We start from the raw sequence: 20,501 nt of genomic DNA, 5'->3' as shown, positions 1-20,501 counted from the left end.
CTCACCGGGGGCCGGCTCGATCCGGGAGGACCCGCGATGACCGCCAGTCCCGCCATCCGTCCGACCACCGCGCGTCGCTCGTCACCGGACGCCTCGACAACCGCCGGTGCGGCCGTGGGGCTCGGCTGCACGCTGGTCGGCACCTACGTCGAGACCCCGTCGAGGGCCGGCCCCGGGGAGTGGGGGGTCGACTTCACCGGCAATGGCGGCTGGACGAGTCTCGCGGTGCTCATCGCCTTCGTCGCGGTGGCACTCGTCCTCGTCGGCCTGGCCACCGCCCGCGCCCGCGCCGTCCCGCCCGAGCACACCGCCCGGCGGGCGCTCGTCCTCGCGGTGCTGGGCGCCGCAACCGTCCTCGTCTTCTGGACCGGTGTGCCCGCCGTCCTCGCCGGCGGAGCCGCGGGGCTGGCGTTCGACGTCCACCGCCGCTTGGGCCGGTTGCCCGCCACCGCCCTCGTGGCGCTGGTCGTCGCTGTCCTCACCGCCGCCGCCGCCGTCTGGCTGGCGTTCGCCAGCTGATCCCTCCGTCCCCGAAGGAGCCCTCCCGTGACCACGTCTCGTTCCACTTGCCGCACTGCCCTGGCGGCGGTGGTGCTCGTCGCCGGTGCCGGCACGGCTCTGGCCGTCGTCCCCGCCGCGACCGCCGACCAGCCGCTGCACCTGGTCAGCGTCGCCGTCCCCGAACGCAACACCGACCTCGACCTCGGGGAGCTGGGGCCGAGCGCGGGCGACGCCCAGGTCTTCCTCGACGACGTGCAGCGGGACGGCCGGACCGTCGGCACCAACGCCGGCAGCTGCACGATCACGACCATCACCGAGACCCGGCTGGCCGTGCACTGCACCGCCACGCTGACCCTCCCCGAGGGGCAGATCACCGTCCAGGGCGCCGCTGAGGAGGATCCCGGCGTCGAGCCGACCGGCTTCACCTGGGCGGTCACGGGCGGCACCGGCCGCTGGGCGGGAGCGGGTGGAGAGGTGACCGGCACCTTCCGGACCGACACCGACACCGACGCCGTCGACCTGGAGGTCCGCCTCCGCTGACCTCTCCGCGACACCTCGGCAGCACGGCGCCGGGACCGCACCGCTGCTGAGCTGCGGTCCCGGCGCCGTGTCCGGCGGTGCGAGCAGCGTCGTCCATGGGTCGGGGAGGCGGCGGAGCCCCTGCGTGCCGGGTAGGCAGGGGCCGTGGCGCTGCTGACCGTCGGCCACGGGCCCGACGACCGCGCCCGCCTCGGCGCCCGGCTGACCGGGGCGGGGGTGGGGCTGGTGGTCGACGTCCGGCGCTTCCCGGGCAGCCGCGCCAACCCCGACGTCCGGCGCGAGGCGCTGGAGCAGTGGCTGCCGGCCGCGGGGGTCGGCTACCGCTGGGAGGCCCGGCTCGGTGGCCGCCGCCGGCTGCCGCCGGGCGAGCCGGTCGCCGACGGCTGGTGGACCGTCGCCCAGTTCGCCCGCCTACGCCGCGCACACCCGGACGCCGGGGTTCGCCGCGGCGCTCGACGAGGTGCTCGGCGAGGCGGCGACGGCGACCGTGGCGGTGATGTGCAGCGAGAGCGTGTGGTGGCGCTGCCACCGGCGGCTGGTCGCCGACGTCGCCGTCCTCGCCCGCGGCGTGCCGGTGCGGCACCTGGTGCCCGACGGCCGGCTGTCCGACCACCGCCCCTCGGACGGCGCGGTGCTGGGCGCCGACGGCCTCCTCCGCTGGCCGGGACCGCCGTGACCGCCGGCGGGGAGCCGGGTCAGCGCGGGGTGCCCGAGCGCGCCACCGACCGCGCCAGCGCCCACGCGGTCACGGCCAGGAAGACCGCCGCCTGGAGGGCCAGCACCCCCAGGTCCAGCGCCCAGCGCGACGTGGTGGGCGTGAACAACGGGTCCAGCTGGGGACCGGACAGGGGCTGCAGCTGGGAGGTCGAGGCCATCGCCGCGTAGCCGGCACGGGCGGGCAGCAGCCAGGAGACCTGCTCCAGGCCGGCCCGGTCGGCCAGCGGGAACAGCCCGCCGCACAGCACGAGCTGCCCCATGACCAGCGCGACCAGAGCCGGCATGGTCTGGTCGGTGGACCGCGCCAGCGCCGAGACGGCCAGCGCGGCGATGCACATCGTCACGCCCACCGCGGCCGCCGCGGCCGCGATCTCCCACCGGCCCCAGGGCAGCACCCGCGGGTCGTCGGGGCCCGGCAGGCCGACGAGCGCCAGGAGGGTGAACGCCACCGACTGGACCGCGACGGCCCCGCCCACGACGACGACCTTGCTGGCCAGGTAGGCGGTCGGCGACAGACCCACGGCGTGCTCGCGGCGGTAGATCGGGCGCTCGGCGACGAACTCCCGGACCGCGAGCGCGGCGCCCATCAGGGCCGCGCCCACCACCAGCACGATGATCCGCTGCTGCGCCTCGGCGGGGTCCCCGCCGGCCGCGCGCACCGACAGACCCGCCTCCCCCGGGAAGGCGTGGGCCATGACCGCGAGCACCACCGGCATCCCTACCAGCAGCGCCAGGAACAGCCGGTCGGCGGCCACGACGGCGAGGTTGCGCCGGACCAGCGTGCCCAGCTGGCGGACCGGCGCCGGCCGCATGGGCGCAGGAGCCGCGCCGGCCGGCGGCGGCATCGGCGTCACCACGGACGTCGCCCCGATGTAGGCCCGGCGGACCGGTGACTCGGCGAACCGGCCGACCCAGGCGGGGTCGTCGAGCGCCCGGAAGACCGCGGGGTGGTCGCGGACCCCGAAGTAGGACAGCAGCTGGTCCGGAGGGCCGAAGAAGGCGACCCGGCCGCCGGCCGCGAGCAGCAGCACGCGGTCGCACTGGTCCAGGGCGAGCACGCTGTGCGTGACCACGATGACCACCCGGCCGGCGTCGGCGAGCACGCGCAGGCCCTCCATGACCTGCCGGTCGAGTCCGGGGTCCAGGCCGGAGGTGGGCTCGTCGAGGAACAGCAGCTGCGGCGCGGTGAGCAGTTCCAGGGCGATGGACGTGCGCTTGCGCTGGCCGCCGGAGAGGGAGTCGATCCGCTGGTCGACCTGGTCGGACAGCCCCACCTCGGCGAGGACCCGGCGCACCCGCTCGTCCCGCTCGGCGGCGGTGGTGTCCTGCGGCAGCCGCAGGCGGGCGGCGAACCCGAGCGCCCGCCGGACGGTGAGCTGGCGGTGCAGCACGTCGTCCTGGGGCACGAGTCCGATCAGGTGCCGCAGGTGGTCGTACTGCTGGTAGAGGTCCCTCCCGTCCCACGTCACCCGTCCCATGCCGGCCGGGCGCAGGCCGGTGAGCGCGCCGAGCAGGGTCGACTTGCCGGCACCGGAGGGACCGATGACCGCCACGAGCTGCCCCGCCCGGACCGTGAGCGAGACGTCGTCCAGCAGGCGCTTGCCGCCGCGGGTGGCCACCCCGAGGTGGCGGGCGTCGAGGGTCGCCGTGTGGCCGCGGGGCAGGACGGCCGCACGGCCGTCCCAGGTGACCGTCGTGCTGCCCACCCCGATGGTGTCCCCGGCGGTGAGGACCGCCTCCCCGGACAACCGCGCCCCGTTGAGGTGGGTCCCGTTGGAGCTGCCCAGGTCGCGGACCACGGCGGTGCCCGGCCCGGCGACCTCGATCGCGGCGTGGCGGCGCGACACCAGCGGGTCGTCGGCCACGACGACGTCGCAGGCGGGGTCGCGGCCGATGACGACGACCCGCGACGGCGCCGCGTGTCCCGGCGGCGGAGCCGGGACGGCGTGTCCCGGCGCGAGGTGCGCGCCGGGACCGGACCGGATCACCAGTGTCGGGCCGTCGCGTCCGCCCACCTGCACCCGGTGCTCCCGGCCGGGCTCGAGCGGCCGCCCCGCCCCGGGCGGCGGGCCGTCCGCGGTACCGCCCGGCAGCGCCCACCCGTCGACGGAGGTGCCGTTGCTGCTGCCGAGGTCCCGCAGCACCCAGCCCCGCTCCTCGAGCTGCAGGGACAGGTGCGTGCGGCTGACCTCGACGTCCGGCAGCTGGACGTCGCACCGCGGGTCCCGTCCCACCACCACCGGGCGGGACCCGTCGAAGGTCCACACGCGGCCGCCGGCGACGAGCTGGAGGAGCGTGCCGTCCCGCGGTCCGGCCGTCACGCCCGGCACCGTCGCCGCCGACCCCGGTCCCGTCAACCGCTTCCCGGCCGCCGGGCGCGCCGGACCCGGCCGGTCAGGTCCTCGGCGTGCACGTCGTCACGCTGCGCCCACGGCCCCCTGCGAGGCGTCCCCGCGCGGTGGACGGACGGTCCTCAGCCCATGTGCGGGTAGCGGTGGTCGGTCGGCGGGACGAAGGTCTCCTTGATCGACCGGGTCGACGTCCAGCGCTGCAGGTTCTGCGCCGCGCCGGCCTTGTCGTTGGTGCCCGAGGCCCGCCCGCCGCCGAAGGGCTGCTGGCCGACGACGGCGCCGGTGGGCTTGTCGTTGACGTAGAAGTTGCCGGCCGCGAAGCGCAGGACGCGCTGGGCGTGCGCGATGGCCGCCCGGTCCTGGGCGATGACCGCCCCGGTCAGCGCGTACGGCGCCGCCGCCTCCATCTGGGTCAGCACGGTGTCGTAGTCGGCGTCGTCGTAGACGTGCACCGCGAGGATCGGGCCGAAGTACTCCGTGGTGAAGACCTCGTGCCCGGGGTCGGTGCCCTCGATGATCGTCGGGCGGACGAAGAAGCCCTCGCTGTCGTCGGCCCGACCGCCGGCCACGATCGACAGCGCGGGGTCGTCGTCGACCCGGTCGATGACGCCGGACAGCTTGGAGAAGGACCTGCGGTCGATGACCGCGCCCATGAAGTTCGAGAAGTCGGTGACGTCGCCCACCTCCAGCGACTCGGTGACCTCGACCAGGTCGTCGCGCAGCCTCGCCCACACCGACCGCGGCACGTAGGCCCGGCTGGCCGCCGAGCACTTCTGCCCCTGGAACTCGAAGGCGCCGCGCACCAGCGCGGTCCGCAGCACGTCGACGTCGGCCGAGGGGTGGGCGACGACGAAGTCCTTGCCGCCGGTCTCGCCGACGATGCGGGGGTAGCCGCGGTAGGAGGCGATGTTCTCCCCCACCGTCCGCCACAGGTGCTGGAACACCGGCGTCGACCCGGTGAAGTGGATGCCGGCGAGGTCCCGGTCGGCCAGCACGACGTCGGAGACCGCGATCCCGTCGCCGGTGACCATCGTGATCACGCCCGGCGGCAACCCAGCCTCCTCCAGCAGCCGCATGAGCAGGTGCGCGGCGAACTGCTGGGTGGGCGCGGGTTTCCAGACGACGGTGTTGCCCATGAGCGCCGGCGCGGTGGGCAGGTTGCCGGCGATCGCGGTGAAGTTGAACGGCGTGACGGCGTAGACGAAGCCCTCGAGCGGCCGGTGGTCGCTGCGGTTCCACACGCCCGGCGAGGACACCGGCTGCGCGGACACGATCTCGCGGGCGAAGTGCACGTTCCAGCGCCAGAAGTCGACGAGCTCGCAGGCGCTGTCGATCTCGGCCTGGTGGGCGGTCTTGGACTGCCCGAGCATGGTCGCCGCGTTGAGCGTCTGCCGCCACGGCCCGGCCAGCAGGTCGGCGGCCTTGAGGAACACCGCGGCGCGGTCGTCGAAGGACAGCTCCTGCCAGCCCGGCGCGGCGTCCTTCGCCCAGCGGACGGCGTCCTCGGCGTCGGCGTGCGTGGCGTGCGCGGCGGTGCCGAGGACGGCGGCGTGCCGGTGCGGCTGGACGACGTCGAAGCGCTCGCCGCCGCCCATCCGCTGCTTGTCGCCGAGGGTCATGGTCAGCTCGAGCGGCTCGGCGGCCAGCTCGGTCAGCCGCTGCTGCAGGGCCGCGCGCTCCGGCGAGCCGGGGGCGTAGCTCAGCACCGGCTCGTTGGTCGGCGGGGGGACGTTGGTGACGGCGTCCACGGGGGCCTCCAGATCAGGACGTGGTGACGAGGGAGCGCAGGAAGAAGCGCAGGTTCGCGGGGCGCTCGGCCAGCCGGCGGACGAAGTAGCCGTACCAGTCGACGCCGTAGGGGACGTAGGCGCGCACGGTCACGCCCTCGGCGGCCAGCCGGTGCTGCTCGGCGGGGCGGATGCCGTAGAGCATCTGCACCTCCCACGAGTCCGCCGCACGGTCGTACTCGGCCGCCAGCCGCTGGGCCAGCGAGACCAGCCGCGGGTCGTGGCTGCCGACCATGGGGTACCCCGGCCCGCGCATGAGCACGCCGAGGCAGCGGGCGTAGGCGGCGTCGACGTCGTCGCGGCCCTGGTGGGCGACCGACGGCGGCTCGTCGTAGGCGCCCTTGACCAGCCGCACCCGCGAGCCGGGTACCGCCAGCGCCCGGGCGTCGTCCTCGGTGCGGTGCAGCGCGGCCTGCAGGACGGCGCCGGTCTCGGGGTGGGCGCGGCGCAGCTCGGCGAGGGTGCCGAGGGTGGCGTCGACGGTCGAGGAGTCCTCCATGTCGAGGGTGACCGTCGTGCCGATCGCCGCGGCCGCCTCGACCACCGGCCGGACCAGCTCCAGCGCCACGTCCTCGCCGCCGGGCAGGGCCTGGCCGAAGGCGGAGAGCTTGACCGACACCTCGGCGGCCCGGCCGAGCCCGAGCGGGGCCAGCCCGTCGAGGGCGGCCAGGTAGGCGTCACGGGAGCGGCGGGCCTCGGCCCGGTCGGTGACGTCCTCGCCGAGGTGGTCGAGGGTGACCGCGAGACCCTCCCCGGTCAGCCGGCGGACGACGTCGAGCGCCTCGGGCAGCGTCTCGCCGGCGACGAACCGGTCGACGACGTGCCGGGTGACCGGTGTCCCGACCAGCGCGCGGCGCAGGGCCGGCCGCCGGGACGCGCCGAGGAGCAGGGCCTTCTGCGAGAGCACGGGCACCTCCGTGGGTCGTCGTGCGCCTCCGCGGGGGTGCACGCTCGAGGAGAACGCTAGGTCCGCCGCAGTCCGGCCACCAGGGACAGACGTACGGACTCCACCCGTCCGGTCTCATACAGTCGTACGAGTGCGCGACGACCTGCAGGACGTGGTCGACGAGGTGTCCCGGCTGCTCGGGGCACCGGCGACGCTGGAGGACGTCGACTTCACGCTGCTGGCCTTCTGCGCCCACCCCACCGACGGCGACGAGGAGGGGGACGCCGCCACCGCCATGGACGCCGTCCGGGCCCGCTCGATCCTCGGCCGCGGCTCCACGCCGGCCACCCGCCGCTGGTTCGAGGGCCTCGGCATCGCCCGCGCCGAGGGACCGCTGCGCACCCCGGCCGACCCGGCGGCCGGTGTCCTCACCCGGCTGCTGCTGCCCGCGCGCGCCGACGGCCGCACCCGCGGCTACCTCTGGCTGCTCGACGGCGGCCGCACCGACCCGGCCGACGCGGCCGACCCGGCGCTGGCCGCGGCGGTCGCCCTCGCGGCACGGGCGGGTCGGCTGCTGGCCGACCGGGACGACGACCGCGACCTCGGTGCGGCGCTGGCCGCCGTCCTGACCGCTGCCGGCCCTGCCCGCGACCGGGCCGTGCGTGCGCTGTCCGACCGGCTCGGGGACGGCGCACCGCTGGCGCTGGTCGCCCTGCACCCGCCCGGCGGCGCGCCGCCGGAGGGGTGGCGCCCCCCGCCGGCGGCCGCGGTCCTGCCCGGACCCGACGGTTCCGGCGGGGACGGGGTCGCGGTGCTGGTGCGGCTGGCCCGCGCGGCGGACCTGCGCCCGGCCGCGGCCGCCGCGGCGGCCGCTCTCGTCCGGCTGCCCGCCGGGGCCAGCGCCGGGGTGTCGGCGGCCACGACCGACGTCGCCGACCTGCCCGGCCGCTGGGCCCAGGCACGGGCGGCCGCGGCCGTCGCGGCCGTGGTGCCGCGGCTGGCGCCGGTCGCGCAGTGGGCCGAGCTCGGGGGCTGGCGGACGGCGGCCGCGCTGCCCGCGCCGGACCCCGCGGTGGCCCCGCTGCTGGCCGAGCCGCTGCTCGCCGCCACCGCGGAGGCCTACCTCGACGCGGCCGGGAGCGTGGCGCGGACGGCGGCCGCGCTGGGCATCCACCGTCAGACGCTCTACTACCGCCTGGGCCGGGTCGCCGCGCTCACCGGCCTCGACCTCGCCGACGGCGACACGCGGCTGCTGGTGCACGCCTCGCTGCGCCGCGCGCGGCTGCCGTGACCCGCGCACCACACGGAACCGGGCAGTCCGCTCGGGCGCGACGCCGTCCGGGGGGTGACCTACCCTCGCAGGTGCTGATGGCTGCGGGAGGAGAGGCGTTGCCTCGAGACGCGGGCGGAGCCGGCGACGTCCTCCGGGACCTGCGCACGGCCACCGCCGAGGAGCACGACCGGGTCGAGTCCATGCTCGACCTGATGGACCCCCACCTCGACCGCGACCGGCTGGTCGGCGTCCTGCGGCGGCTGCACGCCTTCTGGCTGGCGGCGGAGGCCGGCCTGGACGCCTGGGCCCGGCGGCGCCCGGAGGACGCCGCCGCCCTCGACTGGGACCGGCGCCGCCGCGCGGCGCTCTACGCCGCCGACCTGCGCGCCCTCGGCGCCGACCCCGAGCCGGCCGGGCGACCCGACCTCCCCGGCGTGCACGACACCGACGAGGCGCTCGGGCGGCTCTACGTGATGGAGGGCTCGACCCTCGGCGGCACGGTCATCGACCGCCACCTCGCCACGCTGCCCGGGCTGGCCGGCGGCCCGCGGCTGCGCTGCTTCAGCCCCTACGGCACCGACACCGGCGCGATGTGGCACGCCTTCCGGCGGGTCACCCGCGAGCACGTGGCCGGCCCTGGGGACGCCGGGCGGGTCGTCGCCGCGGCGCGCACCACCTTCACCGTCCTCGCCGACTGGTGCCGCCCGGCCGCCCGGCCGCAGGGCGTCGGTCCGTGACCGACGTCGAGCCGGACGTCACGGCCGACCTCGCGCCCGACGTCGCCTGGCTCGCGCCGGGGACGCCGGTCGACCTCGACAACTGCGCGCGCGAGCCGATCCACGTCCCGGGCAGCATCCAGCCCCGGGGCGTGCTGCTCGCCGTCAGCGAGCCCGACCTGGTCGTCGTCCAGGCGTCGGAGAACCTCGCCGAGCTGACCGGCGTCGGCTGGTCCGACGCGCTGGGCCGCCCGCTCATCGACGTGCTGGGCGTGGCGCAGACCGGCGCCGTCGTCCGCTCGGCCAGCGCCTTCGGCGACCTGCGCGAGCGCAACCCGGTGGAGATCACCCTCGACGTCGGCGGGGACCCGGTGCCGGTCGACGCGATCCTGCACCGCGCGGTGCTGACCGGCGCCGGCGACGAGCACGGGCAGCCGGAGCCGGGGGCGCCGCCGGTGACCAACCTCGTGGTGGAGCTGGAGCCGGCGCGTGGGCCGCGGCCGTTCTCCTTCCCGAACACCTACCAGGCGGTGCGCAGCACGGTCACCGAGCTCAACCGCGCCGCGACCCTGCAGGACCTCTACGACGTCACCGCCCGGGCCGTGCGCAGCCTCACCGGCTTCGACCGCGTGATGGTCTACCGCTACGACGCCGACTACAACGGCGAGGTCGTGGCCGAGGCCAGGGCCGGGCACCTCAACTCCTTCCTCGGCCTGCACTACCCGGCCTCGGACATCCCGGCGCAGGCCCGGGCGCTGTACGAGAAGAACTGGCTGCGACTGATCTCCGACGTCGACTACGTCCCGAGCCCGATCCACCCGGCCGCCCACCCGGCCACCGGCCGCCCGCTGGACCTGACCTACGCCACGCTGCGCAGCGTCTCGCCGGTGCACGTCGAGTACCTGCACAACATGGGCGTGCGGGCCTCGATGTCGATCTCGCTGCTGCGCGACGACCGGCTGTGGGGGCTCATCGCCTGCCACCACTACTCGGGCCCGCACGCCCCGCCGTTCGCCACCCGGGCGGCCGCGGAGTTCCTCGGCTCCACGCTGTCGCTGCGGCTGGTCGACCGCACCGCGGAGGACGAGGTGCACCGGGCGCTGCAGGTGCGCTCGACGCTGGCCTGGCTGACGTCGGCCACGCTCGACGAGGACCGCCCGCTGGCCGACACGCTGCTCGACAGCACCAGCCTGCTCGACGTCCTGCCCGCCGACGGTGTGACCGTGTGCCTGCAGGGCAGCACCGGCAGCAGGGGCGACACGCTGCCGGCGGACCTGGTCGAGGCGCTGGTCGGCTGGGCCGCCGCGCAGGGCGGCGAGGTCGTGGCCACCGACTCGCTGCGCCGCGACGCCCCGGAGCTCGACGTGCCGGTCGAGGTCGCCTGCGGCGTCCTCGTGCTGCCGCTGCCGGAGGGCCAGCACGTGCTGTGGCACCGCCGCGAGACGGTGCACGCCGTCGACTGGGGCGGCGACCCGCACAACAAGGCGATCGCCGAGCGCGAGGGCGACGGCGTCCGGCTCAGCCCGCGCAAGAGCTTCGACCGGTGGCGCGAGACGGTCCGCCACCGCTCCCAGCCGTGGACGCCGCAGGAGCGCTCCGAGGTCGCCCAGCTGCGCAACCACCTGCTCGAGGCGCTCTACGCCCGCTCGCGCCGCATCGTGCGCGCGGCGGAGACCCTGCAGCGCAGCCTGCTGTCCGACCCCCCGCAGCCCGACCACCTCCAGTTGGCGGTGCGCTACGTGCCGGCCACGCGCGAGGCCCAGGTGGGCGGCGACTGGTACGACGTCTTCGTCCAGCCCGACGGCTCGACGGTGCTCGTCATCGGCGACGTCGTCGGCCACGACACCGAGGCCGCCGCGTGCATGGCCCAGCTGCGCGGGCTGCTGCGCGGCATCGCCTTCGCCAACGCCGAGGGTCCCGCCCGGGTGCTCGCCCGCCTCGACGGCGCGATCGAGGGGTTGGGGCTGCGGGCGATGGCCACCGTGCTGGTCGGCCGCCTGGAGCAGACGCCGGAGGAGCGGGCCGCCGGGGTGACCCGGTTGCGCTGGGCCAGCGCCGGGCACCTGCCGCCCCTGGTCGTGGGCCCGGACGGCGCGCTGCAGGCGCTCACCGCACCGCGACCGGGGATGCTGCTCGGGGCGGACCCGCACGCGGTGCGCACCGACCAGGAGGCGGTGCTGCGCTCCGGCTCGACCCTGCTGCTCTACACCGACGGGTTGGTCGAGCGCCGGCGGTCCGGCTTCGACGACGGCGTCGCCCGGCTGGGGCAGGCGCTGGGCGAGCTGCACGACCGCCCGGTCGAGGAGGTGTGCGACGAGGTCCTCGAGCGGATGGTCCCCGACGGCGCGGAGGACGACGTCGCGCTCGTCGCCGTCCGCCTGCTGCCGCACGACTGACCAGCGCCCCTCCCGGCGGCCTCCCTGCAGGAGGGGCCTCCTTCAGCCCTCGGTCGGGTCGGCGTCGGAGAAACGGGCCTCCAGGCCGTCGCCCTGGGGCCCTCCCTCGCCGGGCAGGGGCACCTCGTCCTCGGCCGCCCGGAGCTCCGCGTCACCGGTCTCGGGCGCGCCGTCGTCCGCTCCCCGTTCGAGCTCGGCGAGCAGGCGCTCCTCGTCGGGGCGCAGGTCCCCGCCGCCGAGGTGCTCGCCCGGCTCGCCGGCGTCGGAGCCGGAGGCCATGCCGCTGTCGGGCAGGTCGGGGTCGGTCACGGGAGGCTCCTCAGCGGGGGGAGTCCGGCCGGGGGCCGGTCATCGGGGGAAGTTCGGTTCCAGACGCGGCACGATCTGCATCTCGGGCACGAACGCCGCCGGGTGCAGCAGCAGCAGCGTGCGCACGGTGTCGGCCACCGCCGACGGGGGCATCATCAGGTGGGAGGGGATGCCCCACTGCTCCATCATCGGGGTGTCCATGGCCGCCGGGATGACGCTCTGCACCCGGCACGGGAAGGGTCGCTCGGAGCCGTCGGGGAGCGTCACGGCCTTCTCCCGCAGCTCCCGCTGGATGCACCGGGTGGCGTTGAGGAAGCCGGCCTTGGACCCGTTGTAGGCGATCGCGCCGCTGCCCGAGGTGATCGCCGAGAGCGACACGACGTGCACGACGTCGGCCGTGCGCCCCTCGGGCAGGTGCTGCACCCGCTTCACGAACTCGCTGGTGAGGAAGACCGGCCCCTCGCAGTTGACCGCCATGACGCGGCGGTAGTCGTCGAGGTCGATGTCGGTGACGTAGCCCGGGCGGTCGATGCCGGCCACGTTGACCAGGACGTCGAAGGCGTCGCCGTGCCGCTCGAAGAGCGAGGCGACGACCGCGCGGCGGCTGCCGTCGTCGGTCACGTCGAGCGCGACGACGTCGGCGCTGCCCCCGGCGTCGGTCACCAGGTCTCGGGTCCGCGTGCTGCCGTCGGCGTCGATGTCGGCGACGACGACGTGCGCGCCGGCCTCGGCCAGCGACACGCACGTCGCCCGGCCCAGCCCGCTGGCCCCGCCCGTGACCAGCGCCACGCGGCCCTTCAGCTCCCCTGCCACCTGCTACCTCCGTCCACCGGCCCGGCCCGGGCCGTCGATCACGATGCGTCCCGCCCAGCCTCGCCGACGTCGCCCCCGCCCGCAGGTCGTGGGACCCGGGTGCCGGCGGCGACACGGGGGCACCACCGCGGTCAGGCCGGGGACGACCAGACGTCGGCGAGGGTGACCGTCACGAGCTGCCGGGTGTCGATGAGCTCGAGCAGCTGGTCGAGGACGGTGGACAGGGCCGGCTGGTTGGCGTGCCCGACGACGATCCCCTGGGCGGCGAACCACTGGTGCGCGGCGGACAGGAGGCCCTCGGCGCCGACCACGCGGCCGTCGTCGAAGGTGCCGTTCCACATCACCGTGGTCGGGTGGCCCAGGTCGGCGGCGATCGCGTCGGTGCGCGCGTCGTGCGACCCGAACGGCGGCCGCCAGAACGGGGTGGCGGGGACGCCGAGCGTGCGGCGCATGAAGTCCTGGTTGCGGCGGAGCTCGTCGACGACCTCGGCGTCGGACAGCGTCGTCACGTCCGGGTGCGACCAGGTGTGGTTGCCGAAGGCCACCTGACCGGACTCGATCAGCGGCCAGAGGTCGCCGGCGTTGTCGCCCCAGGTCCGGTAGGACCCGTTGGGGAAGAAGGTCAGCCGGGTGCCGGTCTCCCGCACCAGGGTGACCAGCGCGGCGACGACCTCGCCGTTGCTGCCGTCGTCGATGGTCAGCGCCAGCTGCGGGCCGGTGCCGGCCAGCCGGTCGACGACGCCGGTCGGGGCCGGGACGGCGACGATCCCGCCGGGCCCGGTGGGCGTGGCCGGGGCCGGCGGCCGGACCACGGGGGTGCCGGGGGCGGCAAGGTCCACCTCAGCGGCGCCGCGCCCCACGGCGGCGCCCGTCAGCCCGGCGGCGAGCAGCAGGAGGAAGCCCCGTCGGTCCACGCCGCGGACGCTAGGTCGGCACCCCGGCGGGCTCCCGGCAGCGACACCACGCGGCGCGCGTGCCCGCCACTGTCCGTGTCGCCTCGGCTACCCGACCTCGGGCCCTCAGGACGACGGGACGAGGCCGGCCCGCTCGATGAGGCGGGCCTGCTCGCGGCACCAGGGCGACCACGCGTCGCCCTCGACCTCCTGGCGACGGCGGAAGGCCGCCCAGTCGAGCAGCTCCCACTCCCCCACCTCGCCGGGGTCGGGGGCGGGCTCACCGCTGAAGCGGCCGAGGTAGACCGGGCAGACCTCGTTCTCCACGACGCCGCGGAACTCCGCGCGGTACCGGTAGCCGGGCAGCGCCGGGCGCAGGTCGGCCACCCGCAGGCCCAGCTCGAAGGAGGCGCGGCGGGCGATCGCGGCGTCGTCGTCCTCGTCGGGACCGGGGTGGCCGCAGACGGTGTTGGTCCACATGCCGGGGAAGGTCTGCTTGTCCGGGGCGCGGCGGGTGACCAGCAGCCGGCCGGCGTCGTCGAAGAGGTAGGCCGAGAAGGCGCGGTGCAGCGGGGTCTCGCCGTGGTGCACCAGGGGCTTGGGCATCGTGCCGATGGGCGTCCCGTCGTCGTCGACCAGCACGATCAGCTCCGCCGCGGTCACCGTCACCGCCCCATCCTCCCCGACGACCGGTGTTCCGGCACGCGTCCGGCCGGGCAAGGGCTGCGCATGCGACAGTTCCGGCGTGACGGCCTGACCTTCGACGTCCGCGACGGCGGTCCCCCGGACGGCGAGCCGGTGGTGCTGCTGCACGGCTTCCCGCAGGACTCCTCGGCCTTCGACCGCGTGGCGCCGCTGCTGCACGACGCGGGGCTGCGCACGCTCGCCCCCGACCAGCGCGGCTACAGCCCCGGCGCCCGACCGCGCGGGCGGTCGGCCTACCGGATGCGCGAGGTGGTGGGCGACGTCCTGGCGCTGCTGGACGCGGCCGGGCTGGGGAGCGCGCACGTCGTCGGCCACGACTGGGGCGGGCTGGTCGGCTGGGCACTCGGCGCCTGGCACCCGGAGCGCGTGCGCACCCTGACCGCGCTGTCGGTGCCGCACCCGGCCGCCATCGGGCGGGCGGTGCTGATCAGCGACCAGGGGCTGCGCTCGACCTACGTCGCCGCCTTCCAGGTGCCGGTGCTGCCCGAGCGGCTGCTGCTGGCCCGCGACGGCGAGCTGCTGCGACGGCTGCTGGAGAGCAGCGGGGTGCCCGGGGACGCCGCCGCCCGCTACGTCGCGCGCATGCGCGAGCCGGGGGCGCTGTCGGCAGCGCTCGCCTGGTACCGCGCGATCCCCCTCGCCGTCCGCGACACCGTCGGGCGGATCACCGTGCCGACCCTGCACGTGTGGAGCACCGGCGACGTCGCGCTCGGCCGCGCCGCCACCGAGCGGACGCGCGACCACGTCGAGGCGCCCTACCGGCTCGAGGTGCTCGAGGGCGTGCCGCACTGGATCCCGGAGCTGGCCGCCGAGCGCACCGCCGAGCTGGTCACCGCGCACGTGCGCGGCGCACCCTGATCCACCCGCGGGCCGGTTCTCCTACACCGTGACCCTGCCCGGCGACGTCGGCGCCGACGGCGTCACCGCCTCGCTGGCCGAGGGCGTGCTGACCGTCCGCGTTCCCGGGACCGAGCGGGTCCGCCCCCGCCGGATCGCCGTCACCGGCTGACCCCCGCGGGACCGAGGAGGGTCCGCGCGGGCGCGCACCCCGTGCGCCGTCCCCGCCGGCACGGACACCCTTGTCCGGCCGGCGGGGCCGACACGAGACTCCCGGCCATGAGCACCGAGCCCCTCGTGATCGGCTCCGGCCCGCGCCGCGTCCTCGCCCTGCACGGCTGGTTCGGGTCCGCGAGGGGGTGGGGACCGTTCGCCGACCTGGTCGACGGCGACCGGTACAGCTACGCCTTCGTTGACTTCCGCGGCTACGGCGCGCGGCGCTCGGAGACCGGCGAGCACACGATCGCCGAGATGGCCGCCGACGCCCTGGCCGCGGCCGACGCCCTCGGCTGGTCGGCGTTCGCCGTGCTGGGCCACTCGATGGGCGGCAGCGTGATGCAGCGGGTCGCCCTCGACGGGGGTGACCGCGTGACCGGCCTGCTGGGCACCAGTCCCGTCCCGGCCACGGGCGTGCCGTTCGACGAGCAGTCCTGGCAGCTGTTCAGCGGCGCGGCCGGGGAACGGGAGCACCGTCACGCGATCATCGACCTGACGACCGGCGGGCGGCTGAGCCGCACCTGGATCGACCGCATGGTGCAGTCCTCGCTCGACACCTCCGACCCGGCCGCCTTCCGGGCCTACCTGGACGCGTGGGCGGGGACCGACTTCGCCGACGAGGTGCGCGGCCGGCAGGTGCCGGTCCGGCTGGTCGTCGGGGAGCACGACCCGGCGCTGAGCGCCGCGGTGATGGAGCAGACGTTCCTGCAGCTCTACCCCGACGTGTCCCTCGAGGTGCTGGCCAACGCCGGTCACTACGCGGTGTTCGAGACGCCGGTCGCCCTGCTGACCGTCGTCGAGCGCTTCCTCGACGGGCTGTGACCCCGGACCGACGCCCGCTCGCGGGCACCGCCGGCCTCGTCGACCCGGCGACCTACGAGGAGGGGCCGCCGTTCGGGCTGCTGCGCCGGCTGCGGGCCGAGGCGCCGGTGACCTGGGTCGAGGAGCCGGCGTTGCACGGGCAGGCCGCCGGGCCGGGGTTCTGGCTGGTCCTCCGGCACGCCGACGTGGAGCGGGTGCTGCGCGACCCGGCGACGTTCTCCTCGTGGCTGGGCGCGACCCAGGTCCGCGACGCCGCGGACCTGGCGTGGGTGCGCCGGATGATGCTCAACACCGACCCGCCCGACCACTCGCGGCTCCGGCGCCTGCTGTCCCGGTCGTTCACCCCGCGCGCGGTGGCCGCACTCACCGCGTCGATCGAGGCGACCGCCGCCGGACTGGTCGACCGCGTGGTCGGCGGGGCCGCCGGGGGTCGCTGCGACTTCGCGAAGGACGTGGCCGCGGACCTGCCGCTGCTCACCCTCGCCGACGTCCTGGGGGTGCCGGCCGAGGACCGCTGGCTGCTGTTCGACTGGTCGAACCGGGTGATCGGCTGGCAGGACCCCGACTACGCCACCTCCGCGGCCTTCGACGGCACCGGCGGCACGGCGATGGCCCGGGAGGCGCTCGCGCTGCGCCCGGCGCCGGACCCCGACGGGCGGATGCCGGACCCGCGCACCCGCGCCGGCATGCCCGACCTCTACGCCTACGCCCGCCTGCTGGCCGAGGAGAAGCGCCGCTCCCCCGGCTCCGACGTCATGTCGATCCTGCTGGCCCAGGTCGACGAGGACGGCGGGCAGGTGAGCGCCGAGGAGTTCGAGAACCTCTTCTGGCTGTTCGCCGTCGCCGGCAACGAGACGCTGCGCAACGGCCTGCCCGGCGGGCTGATCGCGCTGCTCGAGCACCCGGACCAGCTGGCCGCGCTGCGCGCCGACCCCTCGCTGCTGCCCGGCGCGGTGGAGGAGATGCTGCGCTGGTGGACCCCGGTCATGGTGTTCCGCCGCACCGCGGCGACCGACGTCGACCTCGCCGGCGTCCGCGTCCGCGCCGGGGACAAGGTCGTCGTCTCGTTCACCTCGGCCAACCGGGACGAGTCGGTGTTCGCCGACCCGGACCGGTTCGACGTCCGCCGCTCCCCCAACCCGCACCTGGCCTTCGGCCACGGTCCGCACTTCTGCCTCGGCGCGCAGCTGGCCCGCGTGCAGATGCGCGCGCTGTTCGCCGAGCTGCTGCGCCGGACCGGCGCCGTCGAGCCCGACGGACCTCCGGCCCTCCTGCGCTCGAACTTCCAGCGAGGGGTCAAGCGGCTGCCGATCCGCTGGGCCGCCGCCTGAGCGGGGGGCGACCGGGTCAGGCGCGGGCGCGCAGGCCGCAGAACGTGGTGGTGACGAGCGCGTCGGCCAGGGCGTCGGCCGACAGGCTGCCGCCGGGGCGGTACCACTCGGTGAGCGAGTTGACCGTGCCGAACAGCAGCCGGCTGGTGACGGCCGGGTCGACGTCGGGCCGGACGTCGCCCTCGTCCTCGGCGGCGCGCACGAGGTCGGTGACGATGCGGTCGAACTCGCGGCGCCGCCCGAGCGCGGCCTCCTCCACCGGGGAGTTGCCCCGCACCCGGAGCAGCAGCGTGACGAACGGCAGCTCCGCCGCCAGCACCCGCACCGACCCGCGGACGACGTGCTCGAGGCGGTCGATCGCGCGGCCGGTGACCGCCGCGGGCTCCTCGGTGACGGCGAACAGCGCGTCCAGCGCCCGGTCGAGGGCCATGCGCAGCAGCTCGACCTTGCTCGGCACGTGGTGGTAGATCGCCGACTTGGTGACCCCCAGCCGCGCGGCGAGCTCCTCCATGCTCGTGGCGTCGTAGCCGCGCTCGTTGAAGACCGCGACGGCGACGTCCAGCAGGGAGTCCAGCGAGTGCCCGGGCCGCCCCCGCCGCCCGGTCGCGGTGCCCGACGTCGTCATGCCCGGTCGCGCAGGTCGTGCAGCCGCTGCAGCTTGCCGACCGAGCGGGCCAGCGTCTCGGGATCGACCACCTGCACCTCGATGCTGGTCCCCACCGTGTCCTTGACGGCCTGGGCCACCTCCTGCGCGGCGACGGCCCGGCGCGCCGGCGGGCAGTCCGGGCGGGCCTCGATCCGGCAGGTGAGGTGGTCCATCCGGCCGCGCCTGGTCAGCTCCAGGGCGAAGTGCGGCGAGAGCCCGGGGGTGCGCAGCACGACCTCCTCGATCTGCGTCGGGAAGAGGTTCACCCCGCGCAGGATGATCATGTCGTCGGTGCGCCCGGTGATCTTCTCGATGCGGCGCACGGCCGGTCGCGCGGTACCCGGGAGCAGCCGGGTGAGGTCGCGGGTGCGGTACCGGACGACCGGCATGGCCTCCTTGGTCAGCGAGGTGAACACCAGCTCCCCGACCTCGCCCTCCGGGAGCACCTCCTCGGTGATCGGGTCGATCACCTCCGGGTAGAAGTGGTCCTCCCACACGTGCAGGCCGTCCTTGGTCTCGACGCACTCCTGGGCGACGCCGGGGCCCATCACCTCGGACAGGCCGTAGATGTCGACGGCCTGGATGTCGAGGCGCTCCTCCATCTCGCGGCGCATCTGCTCGGTCCAGGGCTCGGCGCCGAAGACGCCGATCTCCAGGCTCGACCCCCGGGCGTCGAGGCCCTGCTTCTCGAACTCGTCGATGATCGTGAGCATGTAGCTCGGCGTCACCATGATCACCCGCGGCTCGAAGTCGGTGATCAGCTGCACCTGCCGCGGGGTCATGCCGCCGGACACCGGGATGACGGTGCAGCCCAGCTCCTCCGCGCCGTAGTGGGCGCCCAGTCCGCCGGTGAACAGGCCATAGCCGTAGGCGTTGTGCAGCCGGTCGCCGCGGCGTCCGCCGGCCGCGCGGATCGAGCGGGCCATGACCGTGGCCCAGGTGCGGATGTCGCCCTCCGTGTAGCCGACGACGGTCGGCCGCCCGGTCGTGCCGGACGACGCGTGCACCCGCCGCACCTGGTCCTGGGGGACGGCGAACATGCCGAACGGGTAGTTCTCCCGCAGGTCGGCCTTGCCCGTCGTGGGGAAGCGCGCCAGGTCGGCGAGCTCCCGGCAGTCGTCGGGGTGGACGCCGGCGGCGTCGAAGGCCCGCCGGTGGTGCGGCACGTTGTCGTAGGCGTGCCGCAGCGACCACCGGAGCCGCTGCAGCTGCAGTGCGCGGAGCTCGTCGACGGACGTGCGCTCCGCCGGGTCGAGGATCGCCGGGTCGGGCGCCGTCCCCAGCCGCCGGGTGGTGTCGCCGGTCGCCGTCATCGGTGCCTCCTTCTCGTCCGCGCCGCTCCTTGTGCCGCGCGTCCTCCTGCGGCACACTATTACCGACCGCCTGGTCAGTAAATACCTCGCGACCGAGGGAGACCCGATGTCCGCGCCCACGCTGGACCGGCCTGCGACCGACGAGACCGCGCTGCAGGAGCACTTCGACGCCACGATCGCCGCCGAGCGCCGGGTGGAGCCGCGCGACTGGATGCCCGAGGGCTACCGCAGGACGTTGATCCGGCAGATCGCGCAGCACGCGCACTCGGAGATCATCGGCATGCAGCCGGAGGGTGACTGGCTGCTGGCCGCCCCCAGCCTGCGGCGCAAGGCGATCCTGCTGGCCAAGGTCCAGGACGAGGCCGGGCACGGCATGTACCTCTACTCCGCGGCCGAGACCCTCGGCGCCGACCGGGCCGACCTGACCGACAAGCTGATCGAGGGCCGGCAGAAGTACAGCTCGATCTTCAACTACCCGACGCTGACCTACGCCGACGTCGGCGTGATCGGCTGGCTGGTCGACGGCGCGGCGATCTGCAACCAGGTGCCGCTGTGCCGCTCCTCCTACGGGCCCTACGCCCGGGCGATGATCCGCGTCTGCAAGGAGGAGTCCTTCCACCAGCGGCAGGGCTACGAGCTGCTGATGACGATGATGCGCGGCACCGACGCGCAGCGGGCCATGGTGCAGGACGCCGTCGACCGCTGGTGGTGGCCCTCGCTGATGATGTTCGGGCCGCCGGACGACGAGAGCCCCAACTCGGCGCAGTCGATGGCGTGGGGCATCAAGCGGCACAGCAACGACGAGCTGCGCCAGCGGTTCGTCGACATGACCGTGCCGCAGGCGCAGTTCCTCGGCGTCACGCTGCCCGACCCGGAGCTCGCGCCCGACCCGGAGACCGGGCGGTACCGCTTCGGCCCGATCGACTGGTCGGAGCTCAAGCGGGTCATCAGCGGCCAGGGCCCGTGCAACGCCGAGCGGATCGACCGCCGCCGGGCGGCCCGCGACGACAACGCGTGGGTCACCGAGGCCGCCACCGCCTACGCGCAGAAGCACGCCCGGTCCGTGGCATGAGCGCCGACGTCACCGCCGAGGGCGGGCACGGCGCCGTCCCCACCGGGCCCGAGGTGCCGACCGCGCCGTCGCCGTCGGTGAGCCGGCGCGACTGGCCGCTGTACGAGGTGTTCGTCCGCGGCAAGCGCGGCCTCAACCACGTGCACGTCGGCTCGCTGCACGCGCCGGACGACGAGATGGCCGTGCACGCCGCCCGCGACGTGTTCACCCGGCGCAACGAGGGCGTGAGCATCTGGGTGGTCAGGGCCGCCGACATCACCGCCTCGAGCCCCGACGAGAAGGACCCGATGTTCGCCCCCAGCGGCGACAAGGTCTACCGCCACCCGACGTTCTACGAGATCCCCGAGGACGTCCCGCACATGTGAGCGGGCCCCCTC

At 75.7% G+C, this 20,501-nt stretch carries 20 protein-coding genes and 2 pseudogenes; 13 read left to right on the top strand and 9 right to left on the bottom strand.

Going from position 1 to position 20,501, the window contains the following annotated elements:
- Positions 1-36: 36 nt before the first annotated feature.
- From JOD57_RS18745 to JOD57_RS25655, 4 genes and pseudogenes are all read left to right on the top strand, one after another.
- Complete coding sequence (locus JOD57_RS18745; protein ID WP_204693411.1) at positions 37-519, top strand: hypothetical protein; 483 nt, start codon at positions 37-39, stop codon at positions 517-519.
- Between the two features lie 27 nt (positions 520-546).
- A complete protein-coding gene (locus JOD57_RS18740) occupies positions 547-1,041 on the top strand; it encodes an allene oxide cyclase barrel-like domain-containing protein (protein ID WP_204693410.1) in 495 nt (164 codons plus the stop codon).
- Between the two features lie 144 nt (positions 1,042-1,185).
- Positions 1,186-1,344 (top strand): annotated as a pseudogene (locus JOD57_RS27035) (DUF488 family protein); the annotation flags it as partial.
- A gap of 37 nt (positions 1,345-1,381) precedes the next feature.
- A complete protein-coding gene (locus JOD57_RS25655) occupies positions 1,382-1,717 on the top strand; it encodes a DUF488 domain-containing protein (RefSeq protein ID WP_239568625.1) in 336 nt (111 codons plus the stop codon).
- A 19-nt stretch (positions 1,718-1,736) separates the two neighbouring features.
- Here the strand turns inward: JOD57_RS25655 and JOD57_RS18730 are convergent, their stop codons facing one another.
- The 3 genes from JOD57_RS18730 to JOD57_RS18720 all read right to left on the bottom strand — a co-directional run bounded on the left by JOD57_RS18730 (position 1,737) and on the right by JOD57_RS18720 (position 6,803).
- Positions 1,737-4,079 (bottom strand): ATP-binding cassette domain-containing protein, encoded by a 2,343-nt coding sequence (locus JOD57_RS18730; protein WP_204693409.1) that lies wholly within the window; start codon positions 4,077-4,079, stop codon positions 1,737-1,739.
- A 152-nt stretch (positions 4,080-4,231) separates the two neighbouring features.
- Positions 4,232-5,857: an L-glutamate gamma-semialdehyde dehydrogenase gene (gene pruA, locus JOD57_RS18725; protein WP_204693408.1), complete on the bottom strand. Its 1,626-nt coding sequence runs from the start codon at positions 5,855-5,857 to the stop codon at positions 4,232-4,234.
- A 13-nt stretch (positions 5,858-5,870) separates the two neighbouring features.
- On the bottom strand, positions 5,871-6,803 hold the full coding sequence (locus tag JOD57_RS18720; RefSeq protein WP_204693407.1) for a proline dehydrogenase family protein: 933 nt from the start codon (positions 6,801-6,803) through the stop codon (positions 5,871-5,873).
- A 130-nt stretch (positions 6,804-6,933) separates the two neighbouring features.
- Here JOD57_RS18720 and JOD57_RS18715 point away from each other — a divergent pair, with 130 nt between their 5' ends.
- From JOD57_RS18715 to JOD57_RS18705, 3 genes are all read left to right on the top strand, one after another.
- Positions 6,934-8,073, top strand: a complete 1,140-nt coding sequence (locus JOD57_RS18715) for a helix-turn-helix domain-containing protein (protein ID WP_204693406.1) — start codon at positions 6,934-6,936, stop codon at positions 8,071-8,073.
- 98 nt (positions 8,074-8,171) lie between these two features.
- Positions 8,172-8,792: a biliverdin-producing heme oxygenase gene (locus JOD57_RS18710; RefSeq protein ID WP_239568619.1), complete on the top strand. Its 621-nt coding sequence runs from the start codon at positions 8,172-8,174 to the stop codon at positions 8,790-8,792.
- Positions 8,789-11,167, top strand: coding sequence for a SpoIIE family protein phosphatase (locus tag JOD57_RS18705; RefSeq protein ID WP_204693404.1), 2,379 nt, complete (start codon positions 8,789-8,791; stop codon positions 11,165-11,167). Before JOD57_RS18710 ends, JOD57_RS18705 begins: the two co-directional genes overlap by 4 nt.
- Before the next feature lie 42 nt (positions 11,168-11,209).
- Here JOD57_RS18705 and JOD57_RS18700 read toward each other — a convergent pair whose 3' ends face one another.
- The 4 genes from JOD57_RS18700 to idi all read right to left on the bottom strand — a co-directional run bounded on the left by JOD57_RS18700 (position 11,210) and on the right by idi (position 13,851).
- Positions 11,210-11,476, bottom strand: a complete 267-nt coding sequence (locus JOD57_RS18700; RefSeq protein WP_204693403.1) for a hypothetical protein — start codon at positions 11,474-11,476, stop codon at positions 11,210-11,212.
- A gap of 39 nt (positions 11,477-11,515) precedes the next feature.
- Positions 11,516-12,289: an SDR family NAD(P)-dependent oxidoreductase gene (locus JOD57_RS18695; protein WP_204693402.1), complete on the bottom strand. Its 774-nt coding sequence runs from the start codon at positions 12,287-12,289 to the stop codon at positions 11,516-11,518.
- Positions 12,290-12,420: 131 nt separating this feature from the next.
- Positions 12,421-13,203 carry a polysaccharide deacetylase family protein gene (locus JOD57_RS18690; protein WP_204693401.1) on the bottom strand — a complete coding sequence of 261 codons (783 nt, stop codon included), beginning with the start codon at positions 13,201-13,203 and terminating at the stop codon, positions 12,421-12,423.
- Positions 13,204-13,308: 105 nt separating this feature from the next.
- Positions 13,309-13,851 carry an isopentenyl-diphosphate Delta-isomerase gene (gene idi, locus JOD57_RS18685; RefSeq protein ID WP_204693400.1) on the bottom strand — a complete coding sequence of 181 codons (543 nt, stop codon included), beginning with the start codon at positions 13,849-13,851 and terminating at the stop codon, positions 13,309-13,311.
- Between the two features lie 60 nt (positions 13,852-13,911).
- On the opposite strand from idi, the gene JOD57_RS18680 reads away from it, so the two are divergent.
- From JOD57_RS18680 to JOD57_RS27030, 4 genes and pseudogenes are all read left to right on the top strand, one after another.
- Positions 13,912-14,745, top strand: coding sequence for an alpha/beta fold hydrolase (locus JOD57_RS18680; protein WP_204693399.1), 834 nt, complete (start codon positions 13,912-13,914; stop codon positions 14,743-14,745).
- Between the two features lie 19 nt (positions 14,746-14,764).
- A pseudogene (locus JOD57_RS18675) lies at positions 14,765-14,896 on the top strand (Hsp20 family protein); the annotation flags it as partial.
- A 107-nt stretch (positions 14,897-15,003) separates the two neighbouring features.
- Complete coding sequence (locus tag JOD57_RS18670; RefSeq protein WP_204693397.1) at positions 15,004-15,762, top strand: alpha/beta fold hydrolase; 759 nt, start codon at positions 15,004-15,006, stop codon at positions 15,760-15,762.
- A complete protein-coding gene (locus tag JOD57_RS27030; protein WP_204693396.1) occupies positions 15,759-17,093 on the top strand; it encodes a cytochrome P450 in 1,335 nt (444 codons plus the stop codon). Before JOD57_RS18670 ends, JOD57_RS27030 begins: the two co-directional genes overlap by 4 nt.
- A gap of 16 nt (positions 17,094-17,109) precedes the next feature.
- On the opposite strand, the gene JOD57_RS18660 is transcribed toward JOD57_RS27030, so the two are convergent.
- Positions 17,110-17,718: a TetR/AcrR family transcriptional regulator gene (locus JOD57_RS18660; protein WP_204693395.1), complete on the bottom strand. Its 609-nt coding sequence runs from the start codon at positions 17,716-17,718 to the stop codon at positions 17,110-17,112.
- Positions 17,715-19,052: a phenylacetate--CoA ligase PaaK gene (gene paaK, locus JOD57_RS18655; RefSeq protein WP_204693394.1), complete on the bottom strand. Its 1,338-nt coding sequence runs from the start codon at positions 19,050-19,052 to the stop codon at positions 17,715-17,717. The genes JOD57_RS18660 and paaK overlap by 4 nt, the downstream gene beginning before the upstream one ends.
- A 106-nt stretch (positions 19,053-19,158) precedes the next feature.
- On the opposite strand from paaK, the gene paaA reads away from it, so the two are divergent.
- Together paaA and paaB are read left to right on the top strand one after the other, a co-directional pair.
- The gene (gene paaA, locus JOD57_RS18650) at positions 19,159-20,124 is read left to right on the top strand and encodes a 1,2-phenylacetyl-CoA epoxidase subunit PaaA (protein ID WP_204693393.1); all 966 of its coding nucleotides are present in this window, start codon (positions 19,159-19,161) and stop codon (positions 20,122-20,124) included.
- The gene (paaB, locus tag JOD57_RS18645) at positions 20,121-20,489 is read left to right on the top strand and encodes a 1,2-phenylacetyl-CoA epoxidase subunit PaaB (RefSeq protein ID WP_372440253.1); all 369 of its coding nucleotides are present in this window, start codon (positions 20,121-20,123) and stop codon (positions 20,487-20,489) included. The genes paaA and paaB overlap by 4 nt, the downstream gene beginning before the upstream one ends.
- Positions 20,490-20,501 lie beyond the last annotated feature (12 nt).

The sequence above is a fragment of the Geodermatophilus bullaregiensis genome, from assembly GCF_016907675.1.
Classification (GTDB): domain Bacteria; phylum Actinomycetota; class Actinomycetes; order Mycobacteriales; family Geodermatophilaceae; genus Geodermatophilus; species Geodermatophilus bullaregiensis.
The sequence above is the reverse complement of the archived record's forward strand: the minus strand, read 5'-3'. Positions and strand labels throughout refer to the sequence as shown.

Coding starts and splice junctions, on each gene's coding strand:
- paaB (WP_372440253.1), top strand. CDS start 20,121: ATGAGCGCCGACGTCACCGCCGAGGGCGGGCACGGCGCCGTCCCCACC.
- JOD57_RS18745 (WP_204693411.1), top strand. CDS start 37: ATGACCGCCAGTCCCGCCATCCGTCCGACCACCGCGCGTCGCTCGTCA.
- paaK (WP_204693394.1), bottom strand. CDS start 19,052: ATGACGGCGACCGGCGACACCACCCGGCGGCTGGGGACGGCGCCCGAC.
- JOD57_RS18660 (WP_204693395.1), bottom strand. CDS start 17,718: ATGACGACGTCGGGCACCGCGACCGGGCGGCGGGGGCGGCCCGGGCAC.
- JOD57_RS18680 (WP_204693399.1), top strand. CDS start 13,912: ATGCGACAGTTCCGGCGTGACGGCCTGACCTTCGACGTCCGCGACGGC.
- paaA (WP_204693393.1), top strand. CDS start 19,159: ATGTCCGCGCCCACGCTGGACCGGCCTGCGACCGACGAGACCGCGCTG.
- JOD57_RS18670 (WP_204693397.1), top strand. CDS start 15,004: ATGAGCACCGAGCCCCTCGTGATCGGCTCCGGCCCGCGCCGCGTCCTC.